Annotated in this window: 22 protein-coding genes and 2 pseudogenes; 19 read left to right on the top strand and 5 right to left on the bottom strand. The window is 66.7% G+C overall.

The genetic code is table 11. The features are described 5' to 3' along the window. Positions 1-4 precede the first annotated feature (4 nt). Positions 5-2,365, top strand: a complete 2,361-nt coding sequence (locus M673_RS00840) for a penicillin acylase family protein (RefSeq protein WP_244493196.1) — start codon at positions 5-7, stop codon at positions 2,363-2,365. Continuing rightward, complete coding sequence (locus M673_RS00845; RefSeq protein ID WP_061972870.1) at positions 2,362-3,534, top strand: M20 family metallopeptidase; 1,173 nt, start codon at positions 2,362-2,364, stop codon at positions 3,532-3,534. Before M673_RS00840 ends, M673_RS00845 begins: the two co-directional genes overlap by 4 nt. Before the next feature lie 113 nt (positions 3,535-3,647). Here the strand turns inward: M673_RS00845 and M673_RS00850 are convergent, their stop codons facing one another. Together M673_RS00850 and M673_RS00855 are read right to left on the bottom strand one after the other, a co-directional pair. After that, positions 3,648-4,844: a mandelate racemase/muconate lactonizing enzyme family protein gene (locus M673_RS00850; protein ID WP_061972873.1), complete on the bottom strand. Its 1,197-nt coding sequence runs from the start codon at positions 4,842-4,844 to the stop codon at positions 3,648-3,650. Continuing rightward, on the bottom strand, positions 4,841-5,644 hold the full coding sequence (locus M673_RS00855; protein WP_061972875.1) for an IclR family transcriptional regulator: 804 nt from the start codon (positions 5,642-5,644) through the stop codon (positions 4,841-4,843). The genes M673_RS00850 and M673_RS00855 overlap by 4 nt, the downstream gene beginning before the upstream one ends. Positions 5,645-5,768: 124 nt before the next feature. Between M673_RS00855 and M673_RS00860 the strand changes: the two genes are divergently transcribed. The 16 genes and pseudogenes from M673_RS00860 to M673_RS00925 all read left to right on the top strand — a co-directional run bounded on the left by M673_RS00860 (position 5,769) and on the right by M673_RS00925 (position 17,958). After that, the gene (locus tag M673_RS00860; protein WP_061972876.1) at positions 5,769-6,200 is read left to right on the top strand and encodes a VOC family protein; all 432 of its coding nucleotides are present in this window, start codon (positions 5,769-5,771) and stop codon (positions 6,198-6,200) included. Positions 6,201-6,205: 5 nt separating this feature from the next. Then, a complete protein-coding gene (locus tag M673_RS00865; RefSeq protein ID WP_061972878.1) occupies positions 6,206-7,342 on the top strand; it encodes an iron-containing alcohol dehydrogenase in 1,137 nt (378 codons plus the stop codon). Beyond that, entirely contained in the window at positions 7,339-8,499 is a 1,161-nt protein-coding gene (locus M673_RS00870) for a mandelate racemase/muconate lactonizing enzyme family protein (RefSeq protein ID WP_061972880.1), read from the top strand. The genes M673_RS00865 and M673_RS00870 overlap by 4 nt, the downstream gene beginning before the upstream one ends. A 25-nt stretch (positions 8,500-8,524) precedes the next feature. Beyond that, entirely contained in the window at positions 8,525-8,797 is a 273-nt protein-coding gene (locus tag M673_RS00875; RefSeq protein ID WP_061972881.1) for a hypothetical protein, read from the top strand. An 84-nt stretch (positions 8,798-8,881) separates the two neighbouring features. After that, on the top strand, positions 8,882-9,706 hold the full coding sequence (locus M673_RS00880; RefSeq protein ID WP_148639938.1) for an amidohydrolase family protein: 825 nt from the start codon (positions 8,882-8,884) through the stop codon (positions 9,704-9,706). Positions 9,707-9,964: 258 nt separating this feature from the next. Further along, a complete protein-coding gene (locus tag M673_RS00885) occupies positions 9,965-11,176 on the top strand; it encodes an ABC transporter substrate-binding protein (RefSeq protein WP_061972884.1) in 1,212 nt (403 codons plus the stop codon). An 83-nt stretch (positions 11,177-11,259) separates the two neighbouring features. Continuing rightward, positions 11,260-12,114 carry a carbohydrate ABC transporter permease gene (locus M673_RS00890; protein ID WP_061972886.1) on the top strand — a complete coding sequence of 285 codons (855 nt, stop codon included), beginning with the start codon at positions 11,260-11,262 and terminating at the stop codon, positions 12,112-12,114. Next, a complete protein-coding gene (locus tag M673_RS00895) occupies positions 12,111-12,959 on the top strand; it encodes a carbohydrate ABC transporter permease (protein WP_061972887.1) in 849 nt (282 codons plus the stop codon). The genes M673_RS00890 and M673_RS00895 overlap by 4 nt, the downstream gene beginning before the upstream one ends. A 29-nt stretch (positions 12,960-12,988) precedes the next feature. Continuing rightward, the gene (locus M673_RS00900) at positions 12,989-13,798 is read left to right on the top strand and encodes an aldo/keto reductase (protein ID WP_061972889.1); all 810 of its coding nucleotides are present in this window, start codon (positions 12,989-12,991) and stop codon (positions 13,796-13,798) included. A 16-nt stretch (positions 13,799-13,814) separates the two neighbouring features. Beyond that, positions 13,815-14,882 (top strand): ABC transporter ATP-binding protein, encoded by a 1,068-nt coding sequence (locus tag M673_RS00905; RefSeq protein WP_061972891.1) that lies wholly within the window; start codon positions 13,815-13,817, stop codon positions 14,880-14,882. A gap of 2 nt (positions 14,883-14,884) precedes the next feature. Then, positions 14,885-15,643 carry an SDR family NAD(P)-dependent oxidoreductase gene (locus tag M673_RS00910; RefSeq protein WP_061972892.1) on the top strand — a complete coding sequence of 253 codons (759 nt, stop codon included), beginning with the start codon at positions 14,885-14,887 and terminating at the stop codon, positions 15,641-15,643. A gap of 38 nt (positions 15,644-15,681) precedes the next feature. Further along, positions 15,682-16,428, top strand: a complete 747-nt coding sequence (locus M673_RS00915) for a dimethylmenaquinone methyltransferase (protein WP_061972894.1) — start codon at positions 15,682-15,684, stop codon at positions 16,426-16,428. A 40-nt stretch (positions 16,429-16,468) separates the two neighbouring features. Then, positions 16,469-16,967: pseudogene (locus tag M673_RS00920) on the top strand (2,4'-dihydroxyacetophenone dioxygenase family protein). A 167-nt stretch (positions 16,968-17,134) separates the two neighbouring features. Next, a pseudogene (locus M673_RS25140) lies at positions 17,135-17,248 on the top strand (2-deoxy-D-gluconate 3-dehydrogenase); the annotation flags it as partial. A 68-nt stretch (positions 17,249-17,316) separates the two neighbouring features. Then, positions 17,317-17,442, top strand: coding sequence for an SDR family oxidoreductase (locus M673_RS25145; RefSeq protein ID WP_338013598.1), 126 nt, complete (start codon positions 17,317-17,319; stop codon positions 17,440-17,442). Positions 17,443-17,469: 27 nt separating this feature from the next. Continuing rightward, entirely contained in the window at positions 17,470-17,958 is a 489-nt protein-coding gene (locus M673_RS00925; RefSeq protein WP_082639099.1) for a heme-degrading domain-containing protein, read from the top strand. An 811-nt stretch (positions 17,959-18,769) separates the two neighbouring features. On the opposite strand, the gene M673_RS24470 is transcribed toward M673_RS00925, so the two are convergent. Further along, entirely contained in the window at positions 18,770-18,943 is a 174-nt protein-coding gene (locus tag M673_RS24470; RefSeq protein WP_156421123.1) for a hypothetical protein, read from the bottom strand. A gap of 344 nt (positions 18,944-19,287) precedes the next feature. On the opposite strand from M673_RS24470, the gene M673_RS00940 reads away from it, so the two are divergent. Then, on the top strand, positions 19,288-21,759 hold the full coding sequence (locus M673_RS00940; RefSeq protein ID WP_082639100.1) for an AMP-binding protein: 2,472 nt from the start codon (positions 19,288-19,290) through the stop codon (positions 21,757-21,759). Positions 21,760-22,246: 487 nt separating this feature from the next. Here the strand turns inward: M673_RS00940 and M673_RS00945 are convergent, their stop codons facing one another. Together M673_RS00945 and M673_RS00950 are read right to left on the bottom strand one after the other, a co-directional pair. Next, positions 22,247-22,639: a hypothetical protein gene (locus M673_RS00945; protein ID WP_061972902.1), complete on the bottom strand. Its 393-nt coding sequence runs from the start codon at positions 22,637-22,639 to the stop codon at positions 22,247-22,249. 3 nt (positions 22,640-22,642) lie between these two features. After that, the gene (locus M673_RS00950; RefSeq protein ID WP_244493195.1) at positions 22,643-25,936 is read right to left on the bottom strand and encodes a GAF domain-containing protein; all 3,294 of its coding nucleotides are present in this window, start codon (positions 25,934-25,936) and stop codon (positions 22,643-22,645) included. Positions 25,937-26,051 lie beyond the last annotated feature (115 nt).

A 26,051-nucleotide genomic window follows, 5' to 3' on the forward strand; every position in this document is an offset into this window, starting at 1 on the left:
CTCCGTGACCGACGTCTCGACGCAGACCATCCCTCTTCCCGGTCTCTCGGCGGAGGGCGAGATCCGCGTCGATCGCTGGGGCATTCCCCATATCCGCGCCAGCAACGAAGCCGATCTCTTTTTCCTGCAGGGCTTCAACGCGGCACGCGATCGGCTTTGGCAGATCGACCTGTGGCGCAAGCGGGGCCTTGGGTTACTGGCCGCCGACTTCGGTCCGGGCTACCTAGCGCAGGACCACGCGGCCCGCCACTTTCTTTATCGGGGCGACATGGACGCCGAATGGCGGGCCTATGCCGACGATACGCGGGAAATCTGCACGGCGTTCGCAGCCGGCGTGAACGCCTTTATCGCCCGGTGCGAGCGCGAGCCCGAGCGCTTGGCCGCGGAATTTGCACTGTTCGACACGAAACCCCTCCCCTGGGAGCCGGCCGATGTCGTGCGCATCCGCTCCCATGCGCTGACCCGCAACGGCGTGTCGGAGATCCTGCGCGCCAACGTCTTAGCGATGGCGGACGCCGAGGCCGACCTCATGCGCTTCGAGATCGACCCGCCGGTGGAGCCCCGCTTTGCGGACGGCATCACGAGCGCCGACGTACCGCTCGAATGCATCCGCCTGTTCAAGCTGGCGACCGCGCCGGTCACCTTCGAGCGAGAGCGCTTGGCTGCCACGCTTGACGACGTTTGGCGCTGGACCGAGGTGACTGACCTCGGCGAAGTCGTACGGCGTGCCGCCGAGGAAGGCTCCAACAATTGGGCCGTTCACCCCTCCCGCACGCGGAGCGGCCGGCCGATCCTCGCGAGCGACCCGCACCGCGCTCATGCCGTGCCCTCGCTGCGCTACCTCGTCCATCTCGAGGCGCCCGGCCTCGACGTGATCGGCGCGGGCGAACCGAGCGCGCCGGGCATCTCGATCGGCCATAACGCCTCGCTCGCCTTCGGCCTCACGATCTTCGGGGCCGACCAGGAGGACGTCTGCGTCTACGAGACGAAGGAGAATGACCCCGACCTCTACTGCTACGGCGACGGGTGGGAGGCGATCCGGCGCACGCAGGAGCGCTTCGCGGTGCGCGGCCACGAGGACCAGCACCTAACCCTTTCCTTTACCCGCCACGGCCCCGTGCTGCACGAGGACACAGGCCGGCGGCGCGCGGTGGCGCTGCGCACCGTTTGGCTCCTGCCGGGCTCGGCGGCTTATCTCGGCAGCCTATCCTACATGCGCGAGGCCACGACAGTGGCCTTCGCAGCCTCACTCGACCATTGGGGCACCCCGTCGGTCAACCACGTCGCGGCTGACACGAACGGCGACATCGGCTGGTTCACCGCCGGCTTCACGCCACGTCGGCTCAACTGGCACGGCCTCTTGCCGGTGCCGGGCGACGGCACGCACGAATGGGACGGGTTCCTCGCTCCCGAGGAGCTTCCCCACGCATTCAACCCCGAGCGTGGCTTCGTCAGCTCCGCCAACGAGATGAACCTGCCCGCCGATCGACCGACGGACGCGCCGACGATCGGCCACGAATGGGCCGACGCGAGCCGAGCGCGCCGCATCGAGAGCGTGTTGGAGCGCGACGCGAGCCACACGCTCGAAGCCTCCATGGCTCTCCAGACCGACACGCACTCGCGGCCCGCCGCGGTCCTCACCAGCCTTCTGAAGGGAGCCGGAACCTCGGACGGCGAGCCGAGCCGGGCGATCGCGCTCCTTTCCAGCTGGAACCACCATCTCGACGCGGACAGCGCCGCCGCCGCCCTGTTCGAGGTCTGGTGGATGAAGCACCTGCGGCCCGCCGTCCTCGCGCGCGCCGCCCCCGACCCCGCCTTGCGAAAGCTTCTCTTGCCGGGCGACTTCGACCGAATGCTGTCGATGCTCGAAGATGCTGCGCCGTTCTGGACGCCCCTTGAGCGCGACGCTCTTCTCCTTGCGACCCTCGCCGATGCCTGGTCGGAATGCGAGAAGCGTCTCGGCTCCGAACCGTCCGCTTGGTGTTGGGGGACGCTTCACCGTGCCGTCTTCGAGCACGAGGCAAGCGGTGTGAAGCCCCGCGCCGATACCACCTGGGACGTCGGTCCCCTGCCGCTCGGCGGCAGCCGCTCGACGCCCATGCACGCCGCCTACCGGCTCGACGACTTTGTGGTGAACGCGGGCGCCTCGGTGCGGCTCGTCATGGATGTCGGCGAATGGGATGCCTCGGTCTGTATCAACGCGCCGGGCCAGTCCGGCGACTCGCAATCGCTCCACTACGCCGATCTCGCCCCGCTCTGGTCGCAAGGGGCGTTCGTGCCGCTCCTCTACAGTCGCGCCCGCGTGGACGAGGCGACGCAGCAACTCATTCGCCTCGTGCCATCCAGCGGCGGAACTGCACCATGATCTTGCCCGTTGCAGTGGGAGCGGTCGACGAGGCGGCGCTCCTGCACGAGTTGTGCACCCTTGTGGAGATCGAGACGCCCAGCCGGGACGCCGAGGCGGTGAACCGCCTAGCCGACCGCATTGAGGCCTATGCGGAACGCCTCGGCCTTGACGTCGAGCGCCGCGCGGGCACGATGGGCTTCGGCGACATCCTCATCCTACGAACGCCCCGCCCGGCCGGCGACGACGCACCACGCGTCCTGATTCTCGCGCATATCGACACCGTCCACGCAGTGGGAACGCTGGCCGAACGGCTGTCGCTGCGCCGGGAAGGCGACCGGCTTTACGGTCCCGGCGTCTACGACATGAAGAGCGGTGTCGCGATGGCGATTGAGGCGCTACGCTTGTGCCTGGTCAGCGGCCTCTCCCATCCGGTCGATCTCCTGATCGTGCCCGACGAGGAGGTGGGCTCGCCGAGCTCGCGTCCCGCTATCGAGGAACTGGCGCAGGGCGCCATCGCCGCGCTCGTGGTGGAGCCAGCGCGCGACGGCGGCAAGATCGTGACGGCACGCAAGGGCGTCGGCGTGTGCGACATCACAGTCCGGGGCCGCGCCGCCCATGCTGGCGTGCGGCCGGGCGACGGACGCTCGGCGATCCACGCCGCCGCCCGCCTTGTCTTGGAGCTCGAGGCCCTCAACGATCCCGAGCGGGGTGTCACGGTCACGGTCGGTACGATCCAGGGTGGCACGGGTCGCAACACAGTGCCCGACGAATGCAGGCTTCAGGTCGACCTACGCCTGCCCGACACGACTTCGGCGGACGAAATCCTGGGCAGGATCCGCGCCTTGCAACCGAGCAACCCGGACATCCACTTCGAAGTTTCCGCCAACCTGAACCGTCCGCCGTTCTCGACCAGCTCGGCCAGCTTGCGCCTGTTCGATCACGCAGCCCGCATAGCGGAGGAGCTGGGTTTCCATCTCGAAGGCATGGCGACGGGGGGCGGGTCAGACGGCAACTTCACTGCAGCTCTCGGCATACCCACCTTGGATGGCCTAGGTGCCGACGGGGCGGGAGCGCATACGCACGATGAGCACATTCTCATCAGCAGTCTTGCTCCCCGAACCACCCTTCTCGCCAATCTAATATCGACCATACGACGGGTTGCAGAACTGGATATGCTCAAGGCGTAACACTGATCCATAGGGGTGGTACACACACCCTCGCAAAGCAGCGCGTAAGCTATTGTTTTTGTTGTTCCAGCATCAGAAAAGGGGCAATCCTTGACTCGTGACTTGGACACCTATCAGTCGAAGAACCCCTCGTCTTCCTCCCCGAGGTAGCGCCGTGCTCGCTCTGGTACGAGTTCGACGCCCATGCCAGGGCGGTCCCCGACCGCTATCATACCGTCCACGACGATCGGGTTGGGTAGGCCCTCGACGATCTCGCTCCACCAAGGCGGGTCGCCGGTCGTGTACTCGAAAGCGATGAAGTTGTTCGGCAGCGTCGCCGAGACCTGAATCAGAGCACCGAGGCCGAGCAATCCGTTGGCGGTACCATGCGGAGCCATGGTGATGCCGTGGAGATCGGCATATTCGCAAATCCACTTCAGCTCGGCGATGCCGCCGACATCAGCGGGGTCGGGCCCGACGACGTGGACGGCATTCGTCTCGATCAGTTCCTTGAAGTTGTGCCGGAGATAGATCTGCTCGCCCGTATGGATCGGGGTCGTGGATGTGCGCGTCAGTTCGCGATAGGTGCTCGCATCCACCCAAGGGGTGTAGTCGCCAGACAGGAGGTCCTCGACCCAGAGGAGATTGTAGGGCTCCAGCATCCGTACAAGGCGGATCGCATCGCCCAGCATCCAGCCGGGCCCGCAGTCAAGGGAGAGGCCCACTTGATCGCCCGCAACCTCCTTCATGGCAGCCACGCAGTCGACGAGATGGCGTAGCCCCCGCTCGGTCACCGGCCCCCGGTCGAGGGCGCCGTGGAAGGGGCCCGCCCCCAATTCGCCATAGGTGAAGTTCGGCACCTCGCGCTTCATGGGCGAGTGGAACCCGATCGGCTGCTTGATGATGGTGAAGCCCTCCGGGGAGGCCATCATGCGCTGGAGGTCGTCGGCATAGTCCTCGGGCCGGTGGCCGTTCAGCGGGAAGCGGACCGAGCCGTTGTAGACGCGCACGCGGTCGCGCACCTTGCCGCCGAGCATGCGATGCACCGGCAGGCCGGCGGCCTTTCCCGCCAGGTCCCAGAGCGCCATCTCGACGACGCTGACGGCGCTGCCCCAAGGCTTGAAGCCGCCGCGCTGGCGGACCTTCAGCATCGTGCGCTCGACCAGCGTCGCATCCTCGCCGACCAGCGCCTCGCGCAGCGCGAGGATATGCGGCTTCAGGTAGGGCTTCCACGTCTCGGCCTGGGCATAGCCCGACAGGCCCTCGTCGGTCACGATGCGCACCACGGGACTGCGGCCGATCACGGCGCATTTGAGGTCGGTGATCTTCATGCGGCGCGACTCGCTCGCGGGTCCTGAAGGTTGCGGGAAACGGCGGCAGCAGTCTCGATCGCGGCCAGGCGGATCGCCTCCATGCGCGCGGGCTCGGTGCCTGCCAGGAAGGGGATGCTGAGGGCGGCGACCACCGCGCCGCCCGGACCCTGGACCGGTGCGGCGAAGGCGTGGATGCTGGGCGCGTTCTCGCCCTTGTCCTGGGCCCAGCCGAGGCGGCGAATGCGCGTGAGCTCGGCCTTCAAGCGGCGCGGATCGGTGACGGTGCGGCCGGTGAAGGCGACGAGCGGCCGCGCGAGCCAGCGCTCCAAATCGTCAGGATCGAGATGGGCAAGCAGCATCTTGCTCGCCGCGCCCGCATGGATCGGCATGCGCTGGCCGGGCGCGACCGTGAGGGCGTATTCACGCCTTCCTTGAGCGGTGGCGAGCACCAGCACGCCCTCGCCGTCGAGGACGCTCAGCTTCACGCCCTCTCCGAGATCGGCGGCGAGGCGGTCGAGATGGGGCTGGCCGGCGGCCTGCAGGTCGATCTCGCTTGCCTGCGAGGCGACATGGGCGGCAAGCGTCAGGAGACGGCGGCCGAGAAGGTAGGCGCCCGCCTCGTTGCGCCGGACCATGTCGTGGCGCTGCAGAGTGTTGAGGATGCGGTAGACGCCGGTGCGCGGCAGACCGAGGCGCTCCGTGAGGTCGGTGATCGAGAGCCCCTCGGCGCGCTGCTCCAGGGCGGCGAGGAGATCCATCATGCGGTCGATGGCGGGGATGGTGTGGCGGCTTGCGCCGCCCTCCTCGGGCATATCCATGCGCCGAACCTCTTGGCGGTTGACAGGAAGACGGGAAAGCGTAGCATCAAATAATGAACTATAAAAGTTCATATTTGAATATGACGACGAAACAGGCGCCCAGCGTCTCCGGGAGGACCGCCTCATGCTGACCGTTTCGGCCATCGCCCATGTCGCCGTCCGCATCAAGGATATCGACCGAACCCTCGACTTCTACGTGCGCGGCCTCGGCTTCCGGGAGATGCTCCGCCTCGACCGCGACGGGCGCCTGTGGCTCGTCTACCTGCGCGTCACCGACGAGCAATTCCTCGAAATCTTCCCGGAAGGCGTCGGCGAGCGCGCGGCCGAGCGCGAGGCGATCGGCTACAACCACCTCTGCCTCCAGGTACCCTCGATCGACGGGGCGCTGCGCGAGCTGGAGGCGGCTGGCATCGAGCCGATCCGCCCGAAGGTGCTGGGCGCCGACGGCAACTGGCAGGCCTGGATCGAGGACCCCGACGGCCACCGGATCGAGCTGATGGAGATGGCGGAGAAGTCGATGCAGGCACAGGCCATCGCACGCCTGCGGCAGGGCTGAGCGCCGTGGCTCGTATCAGCTACCTGACGGATGTCGACTTCGGCGCAGGCAAGGTCGCCACGCTGCCCGCAGCGCTTCGCGAAGTCGGCATCATTGCCCCTCTCCTCGTGTCGGACCGGGGCCTCGAGGCGAGCGGCCTTCTCGGCCGCATCCAGACACTGATGCCGGACCGCACGATCCTCTTTCTCGATACGCCAGCCAACCCGACGGAGGGTGCGGTCGATGCCGCGCTCGCCGTCTACCGGCAGGCGGGCTGCGACGGGATCGTGGCGCTCGGCGGCGGCTCGCCGATCGATCTCGCCAAGGGCGTGGCGCTTCTTGCGACGCACGAGGGGCGGCTCGCGGACTTCGCGGCAATCTACGGCGGCGGCGCGCGCATCACCGGGACGGTCGCCCCCGTCGTCGCCATTCCGACCACGGCCGGAACGGGTGCTGAGGTCGGCCGCGCCGCCCTCCTGACGCTCGGGGACCATCGCAAGCTCGGTATCGTCAGCCCTCGCCTCATCCCGCGCCGGGCGATCTGCGACCCGGAGCTGACGCTCGGCCTGCCTCCGAATCTCACCGCCGCCACGGGGCTCGACGCCCTGTCGCACTGTATCGAGACCTTTCTGTCGCCACGCCTGAACACGGTCGCCGACGCGATCGCGCTGGACGGCGCCGGGCGCCTTTGGCAGCACCTGCCGCGCGCGGTGGCTGAGGGCGGGGACATCGTGGCCCGCAGCGAGGTGATGCTGGGCGCGCTGCACGGCGGCCTGTCGTTCCAGAAGGGTCTCGGCGCGGTGCATGCACTCAGCCACGCGCTCGGCGGACTGCCGGAGCCGCGCCTCCATCACGGTACGCTGAACGCCCTCCTTCTGCCTCCCGTGCTGCGCTTCAACGCGCCCGCCGTGCCGGAGCGCATGGTGCGCTTGCGGCAGGCCATGGGCCTGACGGCGGACGCCGATCTCGCTGCGGCGGTCGAGGCGCTGAACCGTTCGCTCGGACTTCCCCACAGCCTGTCGGCGCTGGGCGTTAGGCGCGACATGTTCGGCTGGGTGGTGGAGCGGGCGCTGGCCGACCACAGCCATCCCACCAACCCGCGTGCGGCGACCGCCTCGGACTACCGCCAGATGCTGGACGAGGCGATGGGAGACCGGCCATGAAGATCACGGGGCTGAAGACCTTCGTCGCCAACGTGTCGCGAACCAACTTCGTGTTCGTGAAGATCTACACCGACGACGGGATCGAAGGCGTCGGCGAGGCGACGCTGGAATGGAAGACGCGCACGGTCGTGGCCGCGATCGAGGAGCTGGAGCGCGTCCTCGTCGGGCGCGACCCCTTCGCCGTGGATGCGATCGTGGAGCAGCTTCACCGCGACAGCTACTGGCGCACCGGCGCCGTGTTTCGTACCGCGCTCGGCGGCATCGAGGCAGCCCTTCTCGACATCAAGGGCAAGGCGCTCGGCGTGCCCGTCTTCGAGCTCATCGGCGGCAAGTATCGCGAGCGCGTCAGCTGCTACGCCAACCACTGGTTCTTCGGCTCGGTAACGCCCGAGGACCATGCCCAAAAGGCGAAGGCGGCGGTCGCGATGGGCTACCGCGCCCTGAAATGGGACCCGTTCGATACGGCCGACCTCCAGATGGACCGGCGCCAGCGCCACGCCACGATCGCGATCGTGGAAGCGGTGCGCGCGGCGGTCGGAGCCGACATCGACCTGATGCTCGACGTCCACGGACGGCTCGACGTGCCGACCGCGATCGCGATGTGCCGGGCGCTCGCCCCCTTCGACCTCACCTGGATCGAGGAGCCGACGCCCCCTGAGAGCATCGACGCGCTGGCCGAGGTGCGCGCGCACAGCCCCGTGCCGATCGCAGCGGGCGAACGCTTCTTCGAGCCCGCGCGCTTTCAGGAGGCGCTCGCCAAGCGTGCGGTCGACATCCTCCAGCCCGACGTCTCGCATGTCGGCGGGCTCGGCGAGACCAAGCGCATCGCCCACAACGCCCACACCCACCTCATCCCGGTCGCGCCGCACAATCCGGTCGGCCCGGTGATGAACGCGATGACGCTCCACGTCGCGGTGGCGATCCCCAACATGCTGGTCTTCGAGACCGTGTCGGTGGACGTGCCGTGGCGGCGCGAGCTGGTGCGCGAAACGCTGCGCTTCGAGGACGGGCACCTTCTGGCGCCGACTGCGCCGGGGCTCGGCGTCGAGCTGATCGAGGAGGCCTGCGCGCGCTTCCCATACGAGGCGACCAACGTGCCGCTCTTCGACGGCTCGATGAACACGACCGGCGTGGCGACCGGCGACAAGACCTTCTAGGCGATGGGGTTCGGGAGGCGGCGGCATGACACCATCCCTTCTCGTTCGCGGTGGGCGCGTGATCGACCCGGCATCGGGCTTCGACGCGGCGACGGATATCCTGGTGCGGGACGGCAGGATCGCCGCCATCGCGCCCGACCTCGCAGCGGAGGAACGGGCCGACGTCCGCGTGGTCGAGGCTGCCGGCGCGCTGGTCGTGCCGGGCCTCGTCGACCTCCACACCCACGCCTACTGGGGCGGCACGCAGCTCGGCGTCAACGCCGACAAGATCGGGCCGCGCACCGGCGTCACCACCTAGGTGGACTGCGGCAGCAGCGGTGCGGCGACGCTGGAGGGCTTCCTCTGGCACGTCGTTCGGCCCAGCCGAGTCCGCATCCTTCCCATGATCAACCTGTCCTATATCGGCCTCACCGCGGCCGGCCACCTGTCGATGGATGTGGGCGAGCTGCACGACTGGCGCTTTGCGGACCTGCGCGAGATCGATCGCGTGCATGAGGCGTTCGGACCCGAGATCCACGGCGTGAAGCTGCGCGCCAGCAACAACGCCTGCGGCGCGAACGGTCCGGTCGTTCTGCCGCTGGCGCGCGAGGCGGCCGACCGCCTCGGCGTGCCCCTCATGATCCATGTCGGCACCGCGCCGCCGACCATCGACGAGGTGCTGCCCTTCCTGCGCGAGGGCGACATCCTCGCCCACATCTACAATGCCAGCGCGGGCGGCTCGGTGCTCGACGGCTCGGGCCGCTTGCGCCCAGCGGTGCGCGAGGCCATGGCGCGCGGCGTGCGCATGGATGTGGGTCATGGCGGCTCGAGCTTCTCGTTCCGCATCGCCGAGCGCACCATGGACCAGGGTCTCCTACCCGACGCCATCAGCTCCGACCTCCATGCCCACAACATCGATGGCCCGGCCGGCAGCCTGCCGGAGGTGATGGCGAAGTTCCTCGCGCTCGGGCTCCCGCTGATCGAGGTCCTGCGCCTTGCCACCGTCTCGCCGGCAGCCGTCATCCGCCGCCCCGACCTCGGGCGGCTCCAGGTCGGTGGCGAGGCCGATCTGGCGGTGTTCCGCCTGGAAGAGCGCGGCGTCGATCTGGTGGACTGCGAGGGCGCCGTGCGGCGCGGCTCCTCGAGCCTTCACAACGTCCTGACCGTCTGCCGCGGCCGGGTGCTGGAAAGCGTCGAGGACGGCCGCACTGAGGGACGCCGCCACTGAGACTTGAAGAACCGGCTCGGGACTTGACCGTTGACAAGCCGATACTCTCCACGTCACAGTGCATTATAGAACTATTTAAGTTCATATTTGAACTTAACAGCAGGACCTCAAGGTCGCCGGAAGAAGCGACGGGGTTTACGTCTCCGCCGGACGCGAGGCGCCGGGCTCGGTCCCGGCAGCGCATCGCCGGCGCCGGGTATCGACGGACGATCGGCTCATCGCCGCAACAGCGACGAAACCGTCGCAAAGGGAGGAAGCATGTGGAAATCCCTGATACGTGCCGGGCTGGCGGGCATCCTCTCCACCCTGACGCTCGGCGGCGCGGCCTTTGCAGGCGAGGTCGTCTGGTGGACCCCCAACTTCAACGAGGCGCGCGCCCGCGAGCTGGTCGGGAAGTTCCAAGAGAGCCACCCCGGCATCACCGTCAATCTCCAGATCACCACTACCGACGGTCTGCCGCAGCGCGTTCTGACCGCGCTCCAGTCGGGCGCGGCGCCCGACATCATCGACGTGCAGCACGGCTGGGTCACCGGCTACGCGCAGAACGACCTCGTGCTGCCGCTCGACGACGTGCTCAAGGACCGCTCGGACTACGTGCCGGCCAGCCTCGACTACGTGACCTACGACAACAAGCTCTGGGGTATGCCCTACCGCATCGAGTCGCTGGCGGTGCTCTACAACCGGAAGCATTTCACCGAGGCCGGTCTCGACCCGGCCAAGCCCCCGCAGACCTGGGAGGAGTTGCAGGCCGCCGCCAAGGCGCTCACGCGCGACGGGCGCTCGGGCTTCGCGATCACGGGCGGCGGCGAGGTCGGCAACACGATCTTCCGCTCCATGCCCTTCATGTGGATGAACGGCGGCGGCATCCTCTCGCAGGACGGCAGTAAGGTTCTCGTGAACAGCCTGGAGACGGTGGCTGCGGTCCAGTTCTATACGGACTTCTACAAGAACAAGCTCTCGCCCGCCTCGACGCTGGAGAATGACGGCACGGCCAACCGCCGCCTGTTCATCGCCGAGAAGGTCTCGATGTACCAGGCCGGCCAGTTCGACGTGAAGTCGATTCAGACCGAGAACCCGAACATCGACATCGGCGTCATGACCGTTCCCCACCCGGCCGGCAAAGACACCGCGGCGGTGCTCGGCGGCTGGAGCTTCGTGGTTCCGAAGGACGCCAGGAACCCCGACGAGGCCAAGGTGCTGGTCGGCTTCCTGTCGGAGTCCGCCAACCAGGGCTTCCTGACCGACACCTTCCCCGCCCGCGTCAGCGCGATGGATCTGCCGCGCTTCAGCGATCCGATCCTCCAGGTCTACAAGCAGATGCTGCCCTTCGGCCGCCCGGTTCCCAACCAGCGCAACTGGGTGCAGATCAGCCAGGCCTATTTCGACGGCATCCAGCGCATCCTGCTCGGCGACGAGGACGCCCAGACCGCGATGGACGAGGCGGCCGAGGAGATCGAGGGCCTGCTGTAGGCCCCTGCCCTTCGCCTCTCACGCGGCGGCCGCTTGAGCGCCGCCGTGCCCCTTCCGTGATGCGACCGACGATCGGTGCCGCCATGCAATCCCAGTCCACGGGCTATCTCTTCATCCTGCCGGCGCTTCTCGTGTTGGCGATGCTGATCGCCTATCCCGTCGCCTATACGGGCCTTCTCAGCGTCACCGACAGCCGGGGCGCCTTCGTCGGGCTCGACAACTTCCGCCGCATCCTCGGCGCGCGCGCCACGGGCACCGCGCTTCTCAACACGCTCTGGTGGGTGGCGGGCTCGATCGTCTTCCAGGTCGTGCTTGGCGTCCTGACCGCGATCCTCCTCAACCAGAGCTTCCGGGGCCGGGCGGTGGTGCGCTCGATCACGCTGATCCCCTGGGTCGTGCCCGGCATCGTCGCGGCCACGACCTGGGCCTGGATGCTGCATACCGAGTTCGGCATCGTGAACTACATGCTGACCGAGCCGGGCCTCATCGCTCAGCCCGTCGGCTGGCTCACCAACGGCGACACCGTTCTGCCGGTGATGATCGCGATCAACGTCTGGAAGATGTTTCCCTTCGTCGCGATCATGGTTCTGGCCGGGCTCCAGTCCATCCCGAACGACCTCTACGAGGCCGCGCGCATCGACGGCGCGCGCTACTGGGAGGAGGTCTGGTACGTGATGCTGCCCCAGGTGCGCCCGGTGATCGTGGCCGTCACCCTGCTTCTCGTGATCTGGGCGCTCAACCACATCACCATCATCTACGCCATCACGCGCGGCGGTCCCGCCAACCGCACGCTGATCACCCCGATCCAAATCTTCCGCACCGCCTTCGAGAGCACGCAGTTCAACGCCGCCGCCGCCCTGTCGGTGATGTTCTTCGCGGTCGCGATCCTGGTGGTCTTCGCCTATATCCGCCTGCTCGCGGCGGGAGCGGCCCGATGAGCACGAGCGCCGCCCCCAAGCGCCCCGGTCTGCCGCTGCCCCTGATCTGGCTCGGCTCGCTCGTGCTCGTCCTTGTCTGCCTGTTCCCGTTTTGGTGGATGGGCCTGTCGTCGATCAAGACGCTGCGCGAGCTCTACACCGTGCCGCCCATCTGGTGGCCGGAGGTGCCGAGCCTTGAGAACTACCGCAAGGTTCTCTTCGAATCGAACATCCCGCGCTACTTCCTGAACAGTCTCGTCGTCTCGATCGGCTCGACGGGTCTGGCCCTGATCCTCGCGATCTTCGCCTCCTACGGCTTCGCGCGCTTCGACTTTCGCGGCAAGCCTCTCCTCCAGTCCTTCGTTCTGATCGGGCAGTTGCTGCCGACCGCCGCGATCATCGTGCCGCTCTTCATCACGCTGCGCGTGCTCGGCCTCGTGAACACCTACTGGGGCCTGATCCTCGTCTACATGATCCTGACCCTGCCGCTCTCGGTCTGGATGCTGACGAGCTACTTCCGCGCCATTCCCATGGAGCTGGAAGAGGCCGCGATCATCGACGGCGCCAGCCGGCTCGGCTGCCTGTTCCGCATCGTCCTGCCGCTCTCGGTGCCGGGCATCGTGTCGGTCTTGGTCTACGCCTTCGTGACCACCTGGAACGAGTTCATCTTCGCGCTGTGCTTCGCCACCGACGCCTCGGTGAAGACGCTGCCCATCGGCCTCGCCGAATTCTCCACCGAGTTCAACACGGACTGGGGCGCCGTGATGGCGGCCTCGGTCATCATGACGCTCCCGATCGCCCTTCTCTTCCTGTCCATGCAGCGCCTGTTCGTGGGCGGCATGACGGCGGGGGCGACCAAGGGATGACGAGCCGCAGCCTGCCGAAAGGATCCCGCATGACCCCTTCCATCCCCGCGCTCGGCCTCGGCACCTTCGGGCGAACCGGCAAGGAGGGCTTGGCCGCGCTTCTCGCGGCGCTGGAGCTCGGCTACCGCCATCTCGACACGGCGCAGAGCTACGGCACCGAGGAGAATGTCGGCGAGGCCGTTCGCCGCTCGGGCCTGTCGCGCGACGAGGTCTTCGTCACCACCAAGGTCGCCGACACGAACCTGGCCCGCGCCGACTTCGCTCCCAGCGTCCGCCGCAGCCTCGACACGCTCGGGCTCGACCGGGTCGACCTCCTCCTGATCCACTGGCCCTCGGAACGCGACCAGGTGCCCTTCGAGGACTACATGACCGCGCTCGCCGAGGCGAAGGCGGCGGGCCAGACACGGCTGATCGGCGTCTCGAACTTTCCGATCGAGCATCTGAAGCGCGTGCGTGACCTCCTCGGCGGCGATGCGCTGGCGACCAATCAGGTCGAGATCCACCCGTTCCTGCAGTCGCCCCAATTGCGCGACTTCGCGCGCTCGATCGAGCTGCCGCTGACCGCCTACCAGCCCCTCGCCAAGGGCAGCGTCGGCGAGAACGAGACCATCCGCGAGATCGCGGATCGACACGGCGTGACCGCGGCGGCGGTCGCGCTCGCCTTCCTGATGGCGGAAGGGCACATCGTGATCCCCGCCTCCGGCAGCCGCACCAACCTCGAGGCGAACCTCAGGGCGCGCGACCTCAAGCTCCAACCCGAAGAGATCGATGCCATCCGGCGCCTAGACCGAGGCCAGCGCCGCATCGATCCGGAGAAGTCCCCCCGCTGGGACGACTGAAAGGGAGGAACGCATCATGGGTTCGGTATCGATCCGCGACGCCCGCAAGAGCTACGGGGCGCTGGAGGTGCTGCATGGGGTCTCGGTGGAGATCGCCGACGGCGAGTTCGTCGTGCTCGTCGGCCCCTCGGGCTGCGGAAAGTCGACGCTCCTGCGCATGCTCGCCGGGCTGGAGTCCATCTCGGGCGGCGAGATCGCGATCGACGGGCGCGTCGTCAACGCGCTGGCGCCCAAGGAGCGCGACATCGCCATGGTGTTCCAGTCTTACGCGCTCTACCCGCACATGACGGTCGCCGAGAACATGGGTTTCTCGCTCAAGCTCGGCCGCCGGCCGCGCGAGGAGATCCAGGATCGCGTCGGCACGGCGGCGCGCACGCTCAGCCTCGACGCTCTCCTCGACCGCCAGCCGCGCCAGTTGTCGGGCGGCCAGCGCCAGCGCGTCGCCATGGGGCGGGCCATGGTGCGGGCGCCCGCCGTGTTCCTGTTCGACGAGCCGCTCTCCAACCTCGACGCCAAGCTGCGCGTCCAGATGCGGGCCGAGATCAAGCAGAACCACCAGCGCCTACGCACCACCACGGTCTACGTCACGCACGACCAGATCGAGGCCATGACCATGGCCGACCGCATCGTGGTCATGAACGGCGGCCGCGTCGAGCAGATCGGAACGCCGCTCGAACTCTACGAGCGCCCGGCCAACCTCTTCGTCGCCGGCTTCATCGGCTCACCCGCCATGAACCTCCTGCCTGGGCGGCTCGGTGAGGGCGCGCTGACAGCCGAGGACGGCACGCGCATTCCGATCGCGGGCACTTCTCCTGCCCATAGAGGGGCGGCGATCCTGGGCGCCCGGCCCGAGCATATCGTACTCGATCCCGGCGGGGTGCCGGCCGAGGTGCTGGTGGTCGAGCCGACGGGCGCCGACACGCATGTCACGCTGCGCCTGGCCGGTCAGCCGGTCGTCGGCACGTTCCGCGAGCGCATCACAGCCCGGCCCGGCGACCAGATGCCCGTGCGGCTCGATCCCGAGCGCCTCCATCTTTTCGACGCCGAGACGGGCCGGCGCCTCGAACAGGGAGGCCGCGCCTAGTCATGCCCGCCACCTATCCCGACCTTCGCGACCGCACCGTCCTCGTCACCGGCGGGGCATCGGGCATCGGCGAGGCCATCGTGCGGGCCTTTGCGGCTCAACGCGCGCGTGTCGGCTTCGTCGACCTCGATGCAGTTGCCGGCGAGCGGCTGGCGTCCGCGCTTTCGGCAGACGGTGGACGGCTCCATTTCGTGCCCGCCGACCTTCGGGACATCGCGGCGCTGCAGCGAGCGGTCGGCGAGATCCGCGACACGCTCGGCCCCGTCACGGTGCTTGTCAACAACGCTGCCAACGATGAGCGCCACCCGACCCCGACCGTCACGCCGGACTATTTTGACGACCGCATCGCGGTGAATCTGCGCCACCAGTTCTTTGCCGCGCAGGCCGTCCTGCCCGACATGGAGCGGGCAGGCGGCGGCTCGATCGTCTGCATGAGCTCGATCTCCTGGATGGCGGGCTTCGGCGGCATGGCGCTCTACACAGCGTCGAAATCCGCCGTGCTCGGCCTCGTGCGCTCGCTCGCCCGCGACTACGGACCGGCGGGCGTGCGCGTTAACGCCGTCTCGCCCGGCTGGATCATGACCGAGCGCCAGCTCGCGCGCTGGCTGACGCCCGAGGCCGACGCCATGCGCGAGGAACGCCAGGCACTGAAGCGCCGGCTCGTGCCCGACGACATCGCTCGCCTCGTCCTGTTTCCCGCCTCCGAGGAGGCCAGCGCCATCACCGCGCAGAACCACGTCGCCGACGGCGGCTGGGTCTGACGCTCGTTTTCTTTCGGCCTGCCTTCGAGGTGCATTCCATGCAGTCACCATCCGACATCCAGCCGATCATCCGTCCACCGCGCGCTTGGTGCGACGCGCTCGCCGCGATCGGTACGGCGACCTGCAGCAGCGAGCTCAGCCTCATGGGCATCCGCGATGCGCAAATTCACGGGCCGCGCCCGTTGAAGCTCGGTCGCTCGGTGGCGGGCCCCGCGCTCACGCTCCAGATGATGCCGAAGCGCGAGGATCTCTACGGCTCGAACGAGTACGAGAACCCGGAGGTCCAGCTCCATCGCCACGTTCTGTATCCTGCGGAGGCCGGCGACATGGTGGTGGTTGACGCCCGCGGCGACATGGCGAGCGGCATCTTCGGCGAGATGATGCTGACCTTCCTCGCGGGCCGCGGCGGGTCGGGCGTGGTGGTGGACGGCTGCATCCGCGATTCAGCCAAGGCGCGCGCGCTCGACCTCGGCATCTGGGTGAAGGGCGTGACGCCGAACTACCATGCGCAGACGAACCTCATCCCCTTCGCCGTCAACGTGCCGGTCGCCTGCGGCGGGGCGCTCGTCATGCCGGGCGACATCATCGTGGCCGACGACGACGGCGTAGTGGTGGTGCCAGTCGCCATGGCCGAGCAGCTGATTAAGGGCGCGAGCCAGCACGTCGAGTGGGAGGAGTTCGCACGCCTGCGCCTGTCGCAGGGCGGGGACCTGCGCAAGTACTATCCCCTAACCGAGGCCGTGCAGGACGAGTATCTTGCTTGGCGTGCCGCCAACCAGGGTTGAACAGCCCCCTCCTTTGCCGACCGATTGGGAGACCGAGCTTATGTACAAGACGCTGAATGGAACGGTCCACCCGAACGCGGCGGCCGAGGTCGCCGTGCCGGCCGTGCCCGACGACGAGCGGGTCTGGGTGCCGCAGGCCGAGGGGGTCTGGTTCCGGCCCCTGATGCTCAACACGTTGGCAGGCCAGTGGTGCAATCTTCTTAGGGTGGCGCCGGGCCGGCATCCTGTCGCGCCACCTCCATCCGAACCCCGTGCACGGCTACGTCATCAAGGGTCGCTGGCGCTACCTCGAGCACGACTGGGTGGCCGAGACCGGCTCCTACGTCTTCGAGCCGCCGGGCGGGATCCACACGCTCACCGTGCCGGATGATGTCGAGGAGATGATCACGTTCTTCAACATCACCGGCTCGATGATCTATCTTGACGAGGCGAACCGACCCGTCGGCTACGAGGACGTCTTCACCAAGATCGACATGTGCCGCGCCCATTACGACGCGGTCGGACTCGGCCATGACGTCCTCGACCGCTTCATCCGCTAGCGCGGATCTTTTCGCGGGCGCGTTCGAGGGGCGGCACGTCCTCGTGACGGGTGGAACGTCCGGTATTGGCGCGGGCGTCGCGCGTGCATTCCTGCGGGCTGGCGCTCACGTCATGGCGACGGGGGTTGGCGCGACCGCGGGCGACGACCCAGCGCTCTCCCGCGCGGGTGCTCGATGTTCGCGACGTGTCTGCCGTGACCCGACTCATCGCTGAGTTCAAGCGCCTCGACATCCTCGTCAACTGCGCAGGCATGATCCGCCCCGGCGAGGAGTTTGACCCGGCCATCTTCGATGCGGTCGTGGACGTCAAACTCGGTGGGACGATGCGCCTTTGCGCGGCCACGCCCGCATGCCGCTCGGGCGATGGGGCACGCCAGAGGACGTTGCGGGCGCGGTCCTTTTCCTTTGCTCACCCGAGGCGGCCTTCGTCACGGGTGCGACGCGGACCGTGGACGGGGGGTACTCCGTCGCCTGACCAAACCTTAAACCGATGAGGATTTCCATGACGCCGACCCTCGACGAACTGCGCCAGGAAGAGGATAGCCTCCACCTGTCTCACTTCGACTACGCGACGGCTTGGGAGCTGGGTTCGTCGCTACGCGCTAAGGCGGTGGAGGCCGGCCTGCCGGTCGGCATCGAGGTGTTTCACGGCAGCGCTCCGGTCTTCCTGTCGCTTCTGCCGGGCTCCACACCCGACAATGTCGACTGGCTCCGGCGCAAGCGCGCCGTCGCCCTGCGCTTCCACCACAGTTCGTTGTACATGCGCCGCCTCTGCGAAGCTAAGGGCGTCGAGTTCGCCATGCGCTACCATCTGCCGGCAAGCGACTTCGTCGCAAGCGGCGGAGCGGTCCCGATCACGGTTCGGGGAAGCGGCGTGGTCGGCGTGGTCACGGTCAGCGGCCTTCCCGACACGGAAGACCACGCGATGGTCGTAGCGGCCCTGCGCGCCTTGAACGAGGGTCATTCGAGGATCCGTCCTCTCGTTTCATGACAATCGTCCAACGGAAGGGCGACGCAGGCTTTCCCTCAGAATTTACCGGCCGTTCGCCCGGACTGGGTGGATCAGACCACCGCTTTCGTTCCAACTAGAGAACGAAGGGCCTCTCGCGCATCAAGATCGGCGCATATGCGTACTGCACCTTCCTCGGCAGCCTCGCGAGGTACTTGATGCTTCCACAGAGCGACCCTGCCAGACGGCAAGTGGCATCCGTCCACAGGAGTGGTACACACGACCTTGGAAAGCAACATTCAAGCTGTTGTTTTTGTTAGGGTGGCATCAGAAAAGGGGCAATCCTTTCCTGAGCAACAATTCCTCTGATTGCTCAGGGAAGCGAAAGACTTAAGCGATTACAAGGGATTGCGTGGAGCGACCTGTACAACAGGACTGCACAACATGCCCCTTGCGATGGCCCGTCCGATGAAGCTTCCCGGTACTAAAAACCAGCAGTTCGTCCAGCGCATCCCGGCCGACGTAAAGGCGAAGGTGCGGGGGGATGAAGCTAGCAATCCCGCTCCGGGCCCAGACCGTTGCTATGACGGACTCGCAAACCCTCCCCGACGTTAGCCTTTCGTTTCGGACGACCGATCCCGCAGACCCTAGGAAGGCTCGCGGGCGCAACCGTGCGCGTCACGAGATGCGCTCCAACATCAAGGGTGCGGCAGGGGTGGTGCGCTACGACGTCAGCCAGAGCCTACCGCAAGGGAGCCTGACCCAATTATGAATGTCGAGAGGTAGGGTCGTATCAGAAGGATACCCATAGAGTGCGTTCGTGGTAAGCGCACGAGGCGCGTCATAGCGCTGCTCAGACACAAATCCGAAGATCGTCACGCGGGCGGGCGCCAATTACTCCGCCAAGCGCCGGCACGATGCGGTGCTCGCAAATGCGGGCGATCGAGAAGTCGCCCCTGTCCACTTCGCGGAAGATGATACGCGAAATCGGAAAACCGGCGATGACAAAGAAGATGTCGACACCCACGAGCCCGCCTGGCAAACGGGCAGCGTGGAACAAAACTGCGGCCAAGACGGCAATGCAGCGCAACCCGTGGATGTTGGGCCTGTAAGCACGCGGGTCGGCTATGCCCTGTGCCTTCGTAGCTACGATCATTGGCGGAGCGAGTTCGTAAGCGCGGTCAACTGCACGGCCCGGGGGTTTCTCGCATTATATGGACGCACCCGTTCGGCGTGTCGCCTCTCTCGCAATTGCCGCAAGAGAGGTATGCAATGCAATATGTGCTATAGATGATTCAGTAAGCTATCCAGATCCGCGCCATCCTCCACAAAGCCCGGTCTAGCTACATACCAACGCATCGGAGTGTCCCGTTGGACCGTCTAGCAGGAAACATCCCGCCTCGTTCGATCGCCGTGACGGCAGTAATTGCAAAGTCTTCTGTAGACTTCGTGGAGGCGGCGTTCGAACTCTATGAAAAGCGCCGACCTTTCTTGATCGTTTCGGCAAGCGGAGTAAGCGAAAAGCGGCCTGGTCTTGAGCTTGTCGATGTGATCGAGCCGGACGACCGGACGGGTTGGGTATCCGGCTTGCGAAGATTCCCTGGCGGCTCCGATATAGCGCAGGTGACCTTCACCTCGGGTACGACGGGCATGCCGAAGGGCATCTGTTTAACCTACGAGGCCCTCAACGACACGGTAGAGCGCCTCAATACAGTGATGTCCCTCGACGGTTCCGTGCGCGAGTATGTCGGGGTTCCGCCGAACTACTCCTTCGGGTTGGGACGGTTCCGAGCTTGTGCGGCCGTTGGCGGTCAGGCCTTCATCCCCCCACGCGGCTTCGATGTCGGTGAAATCGCCGCCATGCTTCGGCGTGAAGAAATCAACGCGCTTTCGGCCGTACCGACGCTGCTGCGAATTCTCCTCAAGAATGCCGACGCGATCGGATCGTCCGGGCGCAACATGCGGTGGATCGAAATTGGCAGTCAGTACATGTCGCGCTCGGAAAAAGAGGCGTTGAAGGCGCTCTTTCCCAATGCGCGCATCGTGCAACATTACGGTTTGACCGAAGCGTCCCGCACGACTTTCCTCGATTTGACCGCCACGGATGGTGAGGGGCTGGAATCGGTCGGCCGGCCCGTCGGACAGACCCGCGTCGAGATCGCCGAGGACGGACGTATCCGCATCTGCGGGCCGCATGTGGCAAAATTCGCTATGGCCGACGGAGCCTTTTCGCCCCTCACGGATGCGGACGGCTGGCTGACCACCAACGATCTCGGCGAGATGCGGGACGGCAATCTTTTCTACCAAGGCCGAGCCGACGATCTCATCAATTGCGGCGGCATCAAGATCTCGCCCGAACTGATCGAAGCCGAGCTGCGCGAGGCGCTTACCCCCTCGCCCGCCGTCTCGCTCGCGCGCATTCCCGATCCGTTGCGCGGGGATGGAATGCTTCTGGCCCATCTGCCGGGTCCTCATGACGAGGCTGCGTTGCGCGCGGCCACCGAAGCGGTGCTGCGCAAGCGAGGGCTCGTGGTCGGCAATGCGCTGAAGCTAACGCAGGTCGAACGCTTTCCCGTCACGGCGACAGGCAAGGTGCAGCGGCGCATTCTCGGCGAGAACTTCGTTCGGGAGGAAACCGATCGTTCGCTGCATGACCAGATCGATCGGGCTATCGCGCCGCAGGACGCCGACACGATACGGGCCCTGTTCGAGGCGGAGTTCAATCGCCCATGTATCCGCGACGAAGACAGCTTCGTTTCGCTCGGGGGGGATTCTCTGACTTTCGTGGTGATCAGCGCGGCGATCGAGGACCGGTTCGGTAGCTTGCCCAAAGGCTGGGAAGTCCTGCCGCTTGCGAACCTTGAGGCGCTGTTTCCCAAACCCAGGGAACAGAGTGGCGGGGTCCTCGCCATGCGCTCGATCAGCATGGAAACCGCGATGCGCGCGATCGCGACCCTTATGGTGGTGGCACACCATACCTTCAAGGCGGAGGTCGGTGCTGGCGTAGACATTCTGATCATGTTGGCTGGGCTCAGCATGGCGCGCGTCCAACGCGCGCGGCTCGTATCGTCGAAGCGATGGACGATCCTGCGCGATGTCTTCCTCAAGATCGTGCTGCCCTACTACCTCGTTCTCGTCGCCTTCAGCCTGCGCCGGATGGATGGGAGCGTCGCGGAGTTCCTGCTGGTCAGCAATTTTGTCGGGCGTGTCGGTAGCTTGCTGACGCCCTTTTGGTTCATTGAGGCTTACATCCAGAGCATTCTGGTTCTGATTTTATTTGCCTGCATACCAGCGGTCAGAACATTTATTCGCGACCAGCCTGCAAAATTCGGTTTCGCCTTTCTCGCGGCGGCCATTGGCATCAAGATCATTGCAATTCTTACGTTCGATCACGACGAACTTCTGAACCGGACGCCCGACCAATTCATCTATCTCTTCGCAATTGGCTGGTGCATATACTTCGCCAACACATGGACGCGCACTGCGCTGGTTGTGGGTATCGCCGCCTTTGCGGCATTTCTCAACTATGCTTCGGTGCCTTGGTGGGGCGGTTTTGGGGGTGAAATGCGTGGTGCTTATAAGTTGGCGGCCGTGATGCTCCTCGTTGCCGTTCCAGTTCTGGTGATGCCGGACTTGGTAAGACGGTTATTCTTGGAAATCAGCTTTGCAAGTTTTGCTATATATATCTCGCATTCTCTGACCATTCCGCGTCTGCGCGAGGTTATGCCACCAACCATCCTAACAATCGTGTTGGTCGCCATCGGGATTGCCATCTCCCACACCATCAAGCTGGCGCTACCCATAGCGAAGACTTATGCAAATCGTCGCGTGCAACAGCGTTGAGGATGTGCCTGTCTCAAACAAGGTTCCAGCTTTGAGCCTTACCAAGCTCACTGGTTCTTCTGATGCTTAAGGTCTGAACGGGTAACCGGGCGGCCCTAAGCGAGGGCTTTTCCCTTTGCACAATTCCGCAAACTCGGTGGCTGTAAATTTAGCCGCCGATGACAAGCTTGCCCACGCGCTACGCGTTACCAAAGCAGATCGTATAGGTCGCGCCGAAAAACCAGTCGGCTTTAACTGGCAGTTTGCTGCGATCGCTCGTTTCATTTGGATGATGTCTTGAAAATTTAAGCGCCATTGTTCGCGGAACCATCTTTTCTACAGTTCGGTGCGCTCTGCCAGTAGGGCGGTGCACCTCATAGACATCTTCGGAAACGTCCAAACGAAGTCTTTTCCGGCCGCTGCGACCAACAGATCGCAGCGGGGAACGTAGCATCAGCGCCCTACGAAGACGCGCCATCGCGCCCAGATGCCGACCCTAAGCCCGGCGTCAGCGCTCCGATAGCGTCGGCGTTTCAGCGCCGGCCAAGTCTTCGCGGTCGTGCAGATAGTCCGAAAGCGCCGTGCGCCGGCCTTCCCAGGCATCCGACATCACAGCCTGAATCTGGCGCGCACGCTCGGCCCAGGCGGGGGAGCGGAAGTGGGGGGGCTCGCGCACGGTCACGTCGTCCACCCGATTGCGCACCAACCGGCAGCCCAAAACTTCCAGGCCGAGCACGAAGTCTTCCACCGACAGGTCGGACGAGACGGGATAGTCGGCAATATTGACCTCGCGCACCGGAAACAGCCGGCCGCGCAGGATCACGGGCACGAAGCCCGGCGAGGTCTGGCAGATGCGAAGGACGACGGCGGTTTCAGGATCGGACAGGAAGGAATGGCTCATGGGTCACGTCTCCTCGTCCATCTCGAGTTCGCTCAAGGGTGCGGTGATGCGGCATCGAAGGCCGCCCGGATCGTATGCGAGATCGACCGCGCCGCCCGCCGCGCCCGACAGGCCCATGCCGACCAGCCGCGTGCCGAAGCCCTTGCGGCTGGGCGGCACGACAGGCGGACCGCCCGTCTCGCACCAATCGAACTCCAGCATGGGCGAAAGGCCGCTGGCGGACGGAGTCACCGACCAGCGGATCGTCACCCGTCCCTCGGGAACCGAGAGAGCGCCGTATTTGACCGCATTGGTGGACAGCTCGTGGGCGATCAGCGCCAGCGCCATCGCGGCCTTGGGGCCGATCAGCACGCTCGGCCCCTCTAAGTCGATCCGCCCGCCGGGATCGTGGGCGGACACCGCGCCGCGCACGATGGCCTCGACCGATCCTGAATCGTGCTGGCCAATCAGGAGGATCTCGTGCGCGTGCGACAGCGCCTGGATGCGCTGGGAGAGCGTGACGCGCGCGGTCTCGATGTCGGTGGCCGAGCGCAACGTCTGCGTCGCGATCGACTGCACAACGGCCAGCGTGTTCTTCAATCGGTGAGAGAGTTCGCGCGCCAGAATGCGCTGCTGCGCTTCGGCGCGCTTGCGATCCTCGATCTCGCTGGCGCAGACCACCGCGCCGCGCAGCCGCCCGGTGGCGTCGCGGATGGCTTCGCCCACGACCTCGATCCAGACCCGGCTGCCGTCCGGGCGCTCCAGCTGCATTTCCAACGTGGCGCGCTCGGCCTCCCCTTTGAGGATGCGCGGCAGCGGGCAGGCGGACGGGTCGATGGTCCGCCCCTCGCCGTCATAGGCGAGGAAGAGATGGTCGCCGCCCGGCGCCAGGACGCTGGCGGCCGTGCGGCCGAGGATGGTTTCCATGCGCCGATTGCTGGCGATGACGCGGCTCGTCTTCGCCTCTGCCAGAAGAACGCCCAGCGGTAGGGCCTGGACCAGCGTAAGAAGGCGCCGCTCGTTGTCGCGCAGCAGCGTTTCGACGCGCCCGCGCTCGATGGCGGCGCGAATGCGCGCGGCGGCTTCGCTGACGAAGGCGAGTTCCTCCTCCGTCCAACGTCGCGGCCGCGTGTCGCCGACCTCCAGCACGGCCACGAGCCGGCCGCCTTCGGTCACGGGATGCCGGATGGAGGCGCGCAGGTCCCCCTCCCCTGCCCCGGATTCGCTGGCGTCTTCCACGGCGATCGTCTGGCCCTGACCGAGCCTCGCCTCGAGAGTGAGGCCCGACGCCTCTCCGCCGGATTGCGAGCTGGCCGGCGCTTCGCCCCGGCGCCATTCGTGGCGCAGGGAGGGCGTGCCGTCTGGAGTTACGCCGCAATAGGCGGCCTGCGCCACCTGCAGCGCGCCGCCGACCAGTTCGGCCGCGCCGCGAAGCAAGATGGCCTCGTCGTCATGGCGTAGGAGAAGGTCGCCGAGCCGGGCCAGCGCGTCACGTCGCGCTTCGGACTTGGCGCGGTCGGTCACCTCGACAAACAGGGCCGTGAACCCGTCCTGCCCCGCGGGCTGCACGACGCCCTCAAAAGAGCGGCCCATGGCCTCCACCGTTCGCAGGAAGCGCAGCGGCTTCTTTTCCTCGACGGCGGCGGCGGCGCCCTTCACCCATTCCGGGCCGAGATCTGGAAACAGCTCCCGCACCGTGCGGCCGATCACGGCCTCAGCGGACAGGCCGGTCAACTCGCACCAGGCGCGGTTCACCGCCTCGTAGCGCCAGTCCACCACCGCGCCCGCCTCGTCGCGCAGGAGCCGGCCGAGCACGAAGCCTTCCTGCAGTTCCTCGAACAGCTCGCGCCACTTGCGCTCGCTGGCGCGCAGGCTCTCGTCGGCATCCATCCGCTCGCGCATGATCGACAGGAAGCGCGCCACGGTGGCGAAGAAGGCGACCGTCTCCTCGTCGAACGGCTTCGCCTCGTGCCGGCTGAAGGACAGGACGCCCTTGGCGACGCCCTGGCTGAGGATCGGGAAGCCGGCATAGCTGTCGAAGCGCATTTCGCGCGCGATGGCGTGGCGCGGCTCGTCGCCATCGAGAAGGCTGGAGAGAATCAGCGGTTCTCCGGTTTGCGCCACGATGCCGCAGAGCGGCCATTCCACCGAGGTCTCGGTCAGGCGCCGGCGCGTGTCCTCGTCCAGGCCGATCTCATGGGTGAGAAAGAGGTGGCAGCCATCGGGCGCGATGTCGAACAAGCAGCATTCGTCGAAGCCGATGATCTCGGCCCCCGCCTGCAGAATGGGCCGCAGCCCGTCGCCCGTGGTCGGGGCCGAAAGCAGCGCCGCCGAGACTTCCGCCAGAAGCGCCAGTCGGTGCTCGCGCTGGCGCTCGGCCGTGCGGTCGCGCAGGATCAGCAGCGAGCCGATGGGCTCGCCGGTTTCGGACACGAGCGGGCGCGTTTCGCTGGAGGCAAGGAAGCGCGAGCCGTCCCGGCGCGGGCGCCAGCCCTCGCGCAGCGCGTGCCCCTCGCTGCGGGCGCGGGCAAGATCCTGCGCCGGCACGCCGTTCGCCCGGTCCTCGCGGGTGAACAACCGATCCGCCGAGGCGCCGAGCATCTCGTCCTCGCCCCAGCCGAGAATCGCCTCCGCGCCCCGGCTCCAGGCGGTGATGCGCCCGTCCCGGTCGAGCGAGAGGATCGCATGGTCCAGCGCGCTGTCGAGAATCATCCGATGATGCCGGTCGACCTCGCGCTTCTGCAGAAGCGCGCGGTCGCGGTCGGCCACCGCCCGGCGCAGTTCGAGCTGGCTCATGACCTGCCGCGACAAGGCGACGAGCCCTTCGAGCTCGCCCGTGCTCAGGGCGGCGGGCCGGGCCACGTGGTCCAGCACGCAGAGCAAGCCGAGCACCTGGCCGGCGGGCGTCACCAGCGGCGCGCCGGCATAGAATCGCAGATGCGGCTCGCCGGTGACCAGCGTGTTTTGGCGCGTGCGGGGGTCGAGGGTGAGGTCGGGGATGATCAGCGGCTCGGTCTGCGACAGGACATGCCGGCAGACGGACTGCTCGATCGGCGTCTGGCAGGGGTCGAAGCCGGAGCGCGCCTTGAACCATTGCCGGTCCTTGTCCACAAGGCTGACCAGCGCGACAGGAGCGCGGCAGAGCGTGCGCGCCAGGAGCACGATGTCCTCGAAGCCCTGCTCGGGCTGTGTGTCGAGAATGCCGTATTCGGCAAGCGCCGCCAGCCGCGCGGCCTCCGCTGCGCGCCCGTCTTCCCCAGCGCCCCGGTCTTTCCCGGCGCCCAGGTCTTCCCCAGCCCCTGCCGGCTCGTCTCTCACGGCGCACGCCCCCTGCTGCCCGAAGGCCTCTGCGCGTTCGTAACTTCCTTTTCGCGCGATGGAAAGTCGCTTCGCGGCCACAGGGGCCGGCTTCGGTATCTCCGGTTGTACTGGG

Origin of the sequence: Aureimonas sp. AU20 (assembly GCF_001442755.1) — a bacterium.
Taxonomy (GTDB): Bacteria; Pseudomonadota; Alphaproteobacteria; order Rhizobiales; family Rhizobiaceae; genus Aureimonas.

Bases quoted from the DNA above. Each gene is read 5' to 3' on its own strand.
- M673_RS00845 (WP_061972870.1), top strand. From the start codon at position 2,362: ATGATCTTGCCCGTTGCAGTGGGAGCGGTCGACGAGGCGGCGCTCCTG.
- M673_RS25145 (WP_338013598.1), top strand. From the start codon at position 17,317: ATGCCGCTCGGGCGATGGGGCACGCCAGAGGACGTTGCGGGCGCGGTC.
- M673_RS00900 (WP_061972889.1), top strand. From the start codon at position 12,989: ATGACCCCTTCCATCCCCGCGCTCGGCCTCGGCACCTTCGGGCGAACC.
- M673_RS00915 (WP_061972894.1), top strand. From the start codon at position 15,682: ATGCAGTCACCATCCGACATCCAGCCGATCATCCGTCCACCGCGCGCT.
- M673_RS00925 (WP_082639099.1), top strand. From the start codon at position 17,470: ATGACGCCGACCCTCGACGAACTGCGCCAGGAAGAGGATAGCCTCCAC.
- M673_RS00860 (WP_061972876.1), top strand. From the start codon at position 5,769: ATGCTGACCGTTTCGGCCATCGCCCATGTCGCCGTCCGCATCAAGGAT.
- M673_RS00885 (WP_061972884.1), top strand. From the start codon at position 9,965: ATGTGGAAATCCCTGATACGTGCCGGGCTGGCGGGCATCCTCTCCACC.
- M673_RS00875 (WP_061972881.1), top strand. From the start codon at position 8,525: ATGACACCATCCCTTCTCGTTCGCGGTGGGCGCGTGATCGACCCGGCA.
- M673_RS00855 (WP_061972875.1), bottom strand. From the start codon at position 5,644: ATGGATATGCCCGAGGAGGGCGGCGCAAGCCGCCACACCATCCCCGCC.
- M673_RS00895 (WP_061972887.1), top strand. From the start codon at position 12,111: ATGAGCACGAGCGCCGCCCCCAAGCGCCCCGGTCTGCCGCTGCCCCTG.
- M673_RS00880 (WP_148639938.1), top strand. From the start codon at position 8,882: ATGATCAACCTGTCCTATATCGGCCTCACCGCGGCCGGCCACCTGTCG.
- M673_RS00850 (WP_061972873.1), bottom strand. From the start codon at position 4,844: ATGAAGATCACCGACCTCAAATGCGCCGTGATCGGCCGCAGTCCCGTG.
- M673_RS00870 (WP_061972880.1), top strand. From the start codon at position 7,339: ATGAAGATCACGGGGCTGAAGACCTTCGTCGCCAACGTGTCGCGAACC.
- M673_RS00905 (WP_061972891.1), top strand. From the start codon at position 13,815: ATGGGTTCGGTATCGATCCGCGACGCCCGCAAGAGCTACGGGGCGCTG.
- M673_RS00910 (WP_061972892.1), top strand. From the start codon at position 14,885: ATGCCCGCCACCTATCCCGACCTTCGCGACCGCACCGTCCTCGTCACC.
- M673_RS00890 (WP_061972886.1), top strand. From the start codon at position 11,260: ATGCAATCCCAGTCCACGGGCTATCTCTTCATCCTGCCGGCGCTTCTC.
- M673_RS00945 (WP_061972902.1), bottom strand. From the start codon at position 22,639: ATGAGCCATTCCTTCCTGTCCGATCCTGAAACCGCCGTCGTCCTTCGC.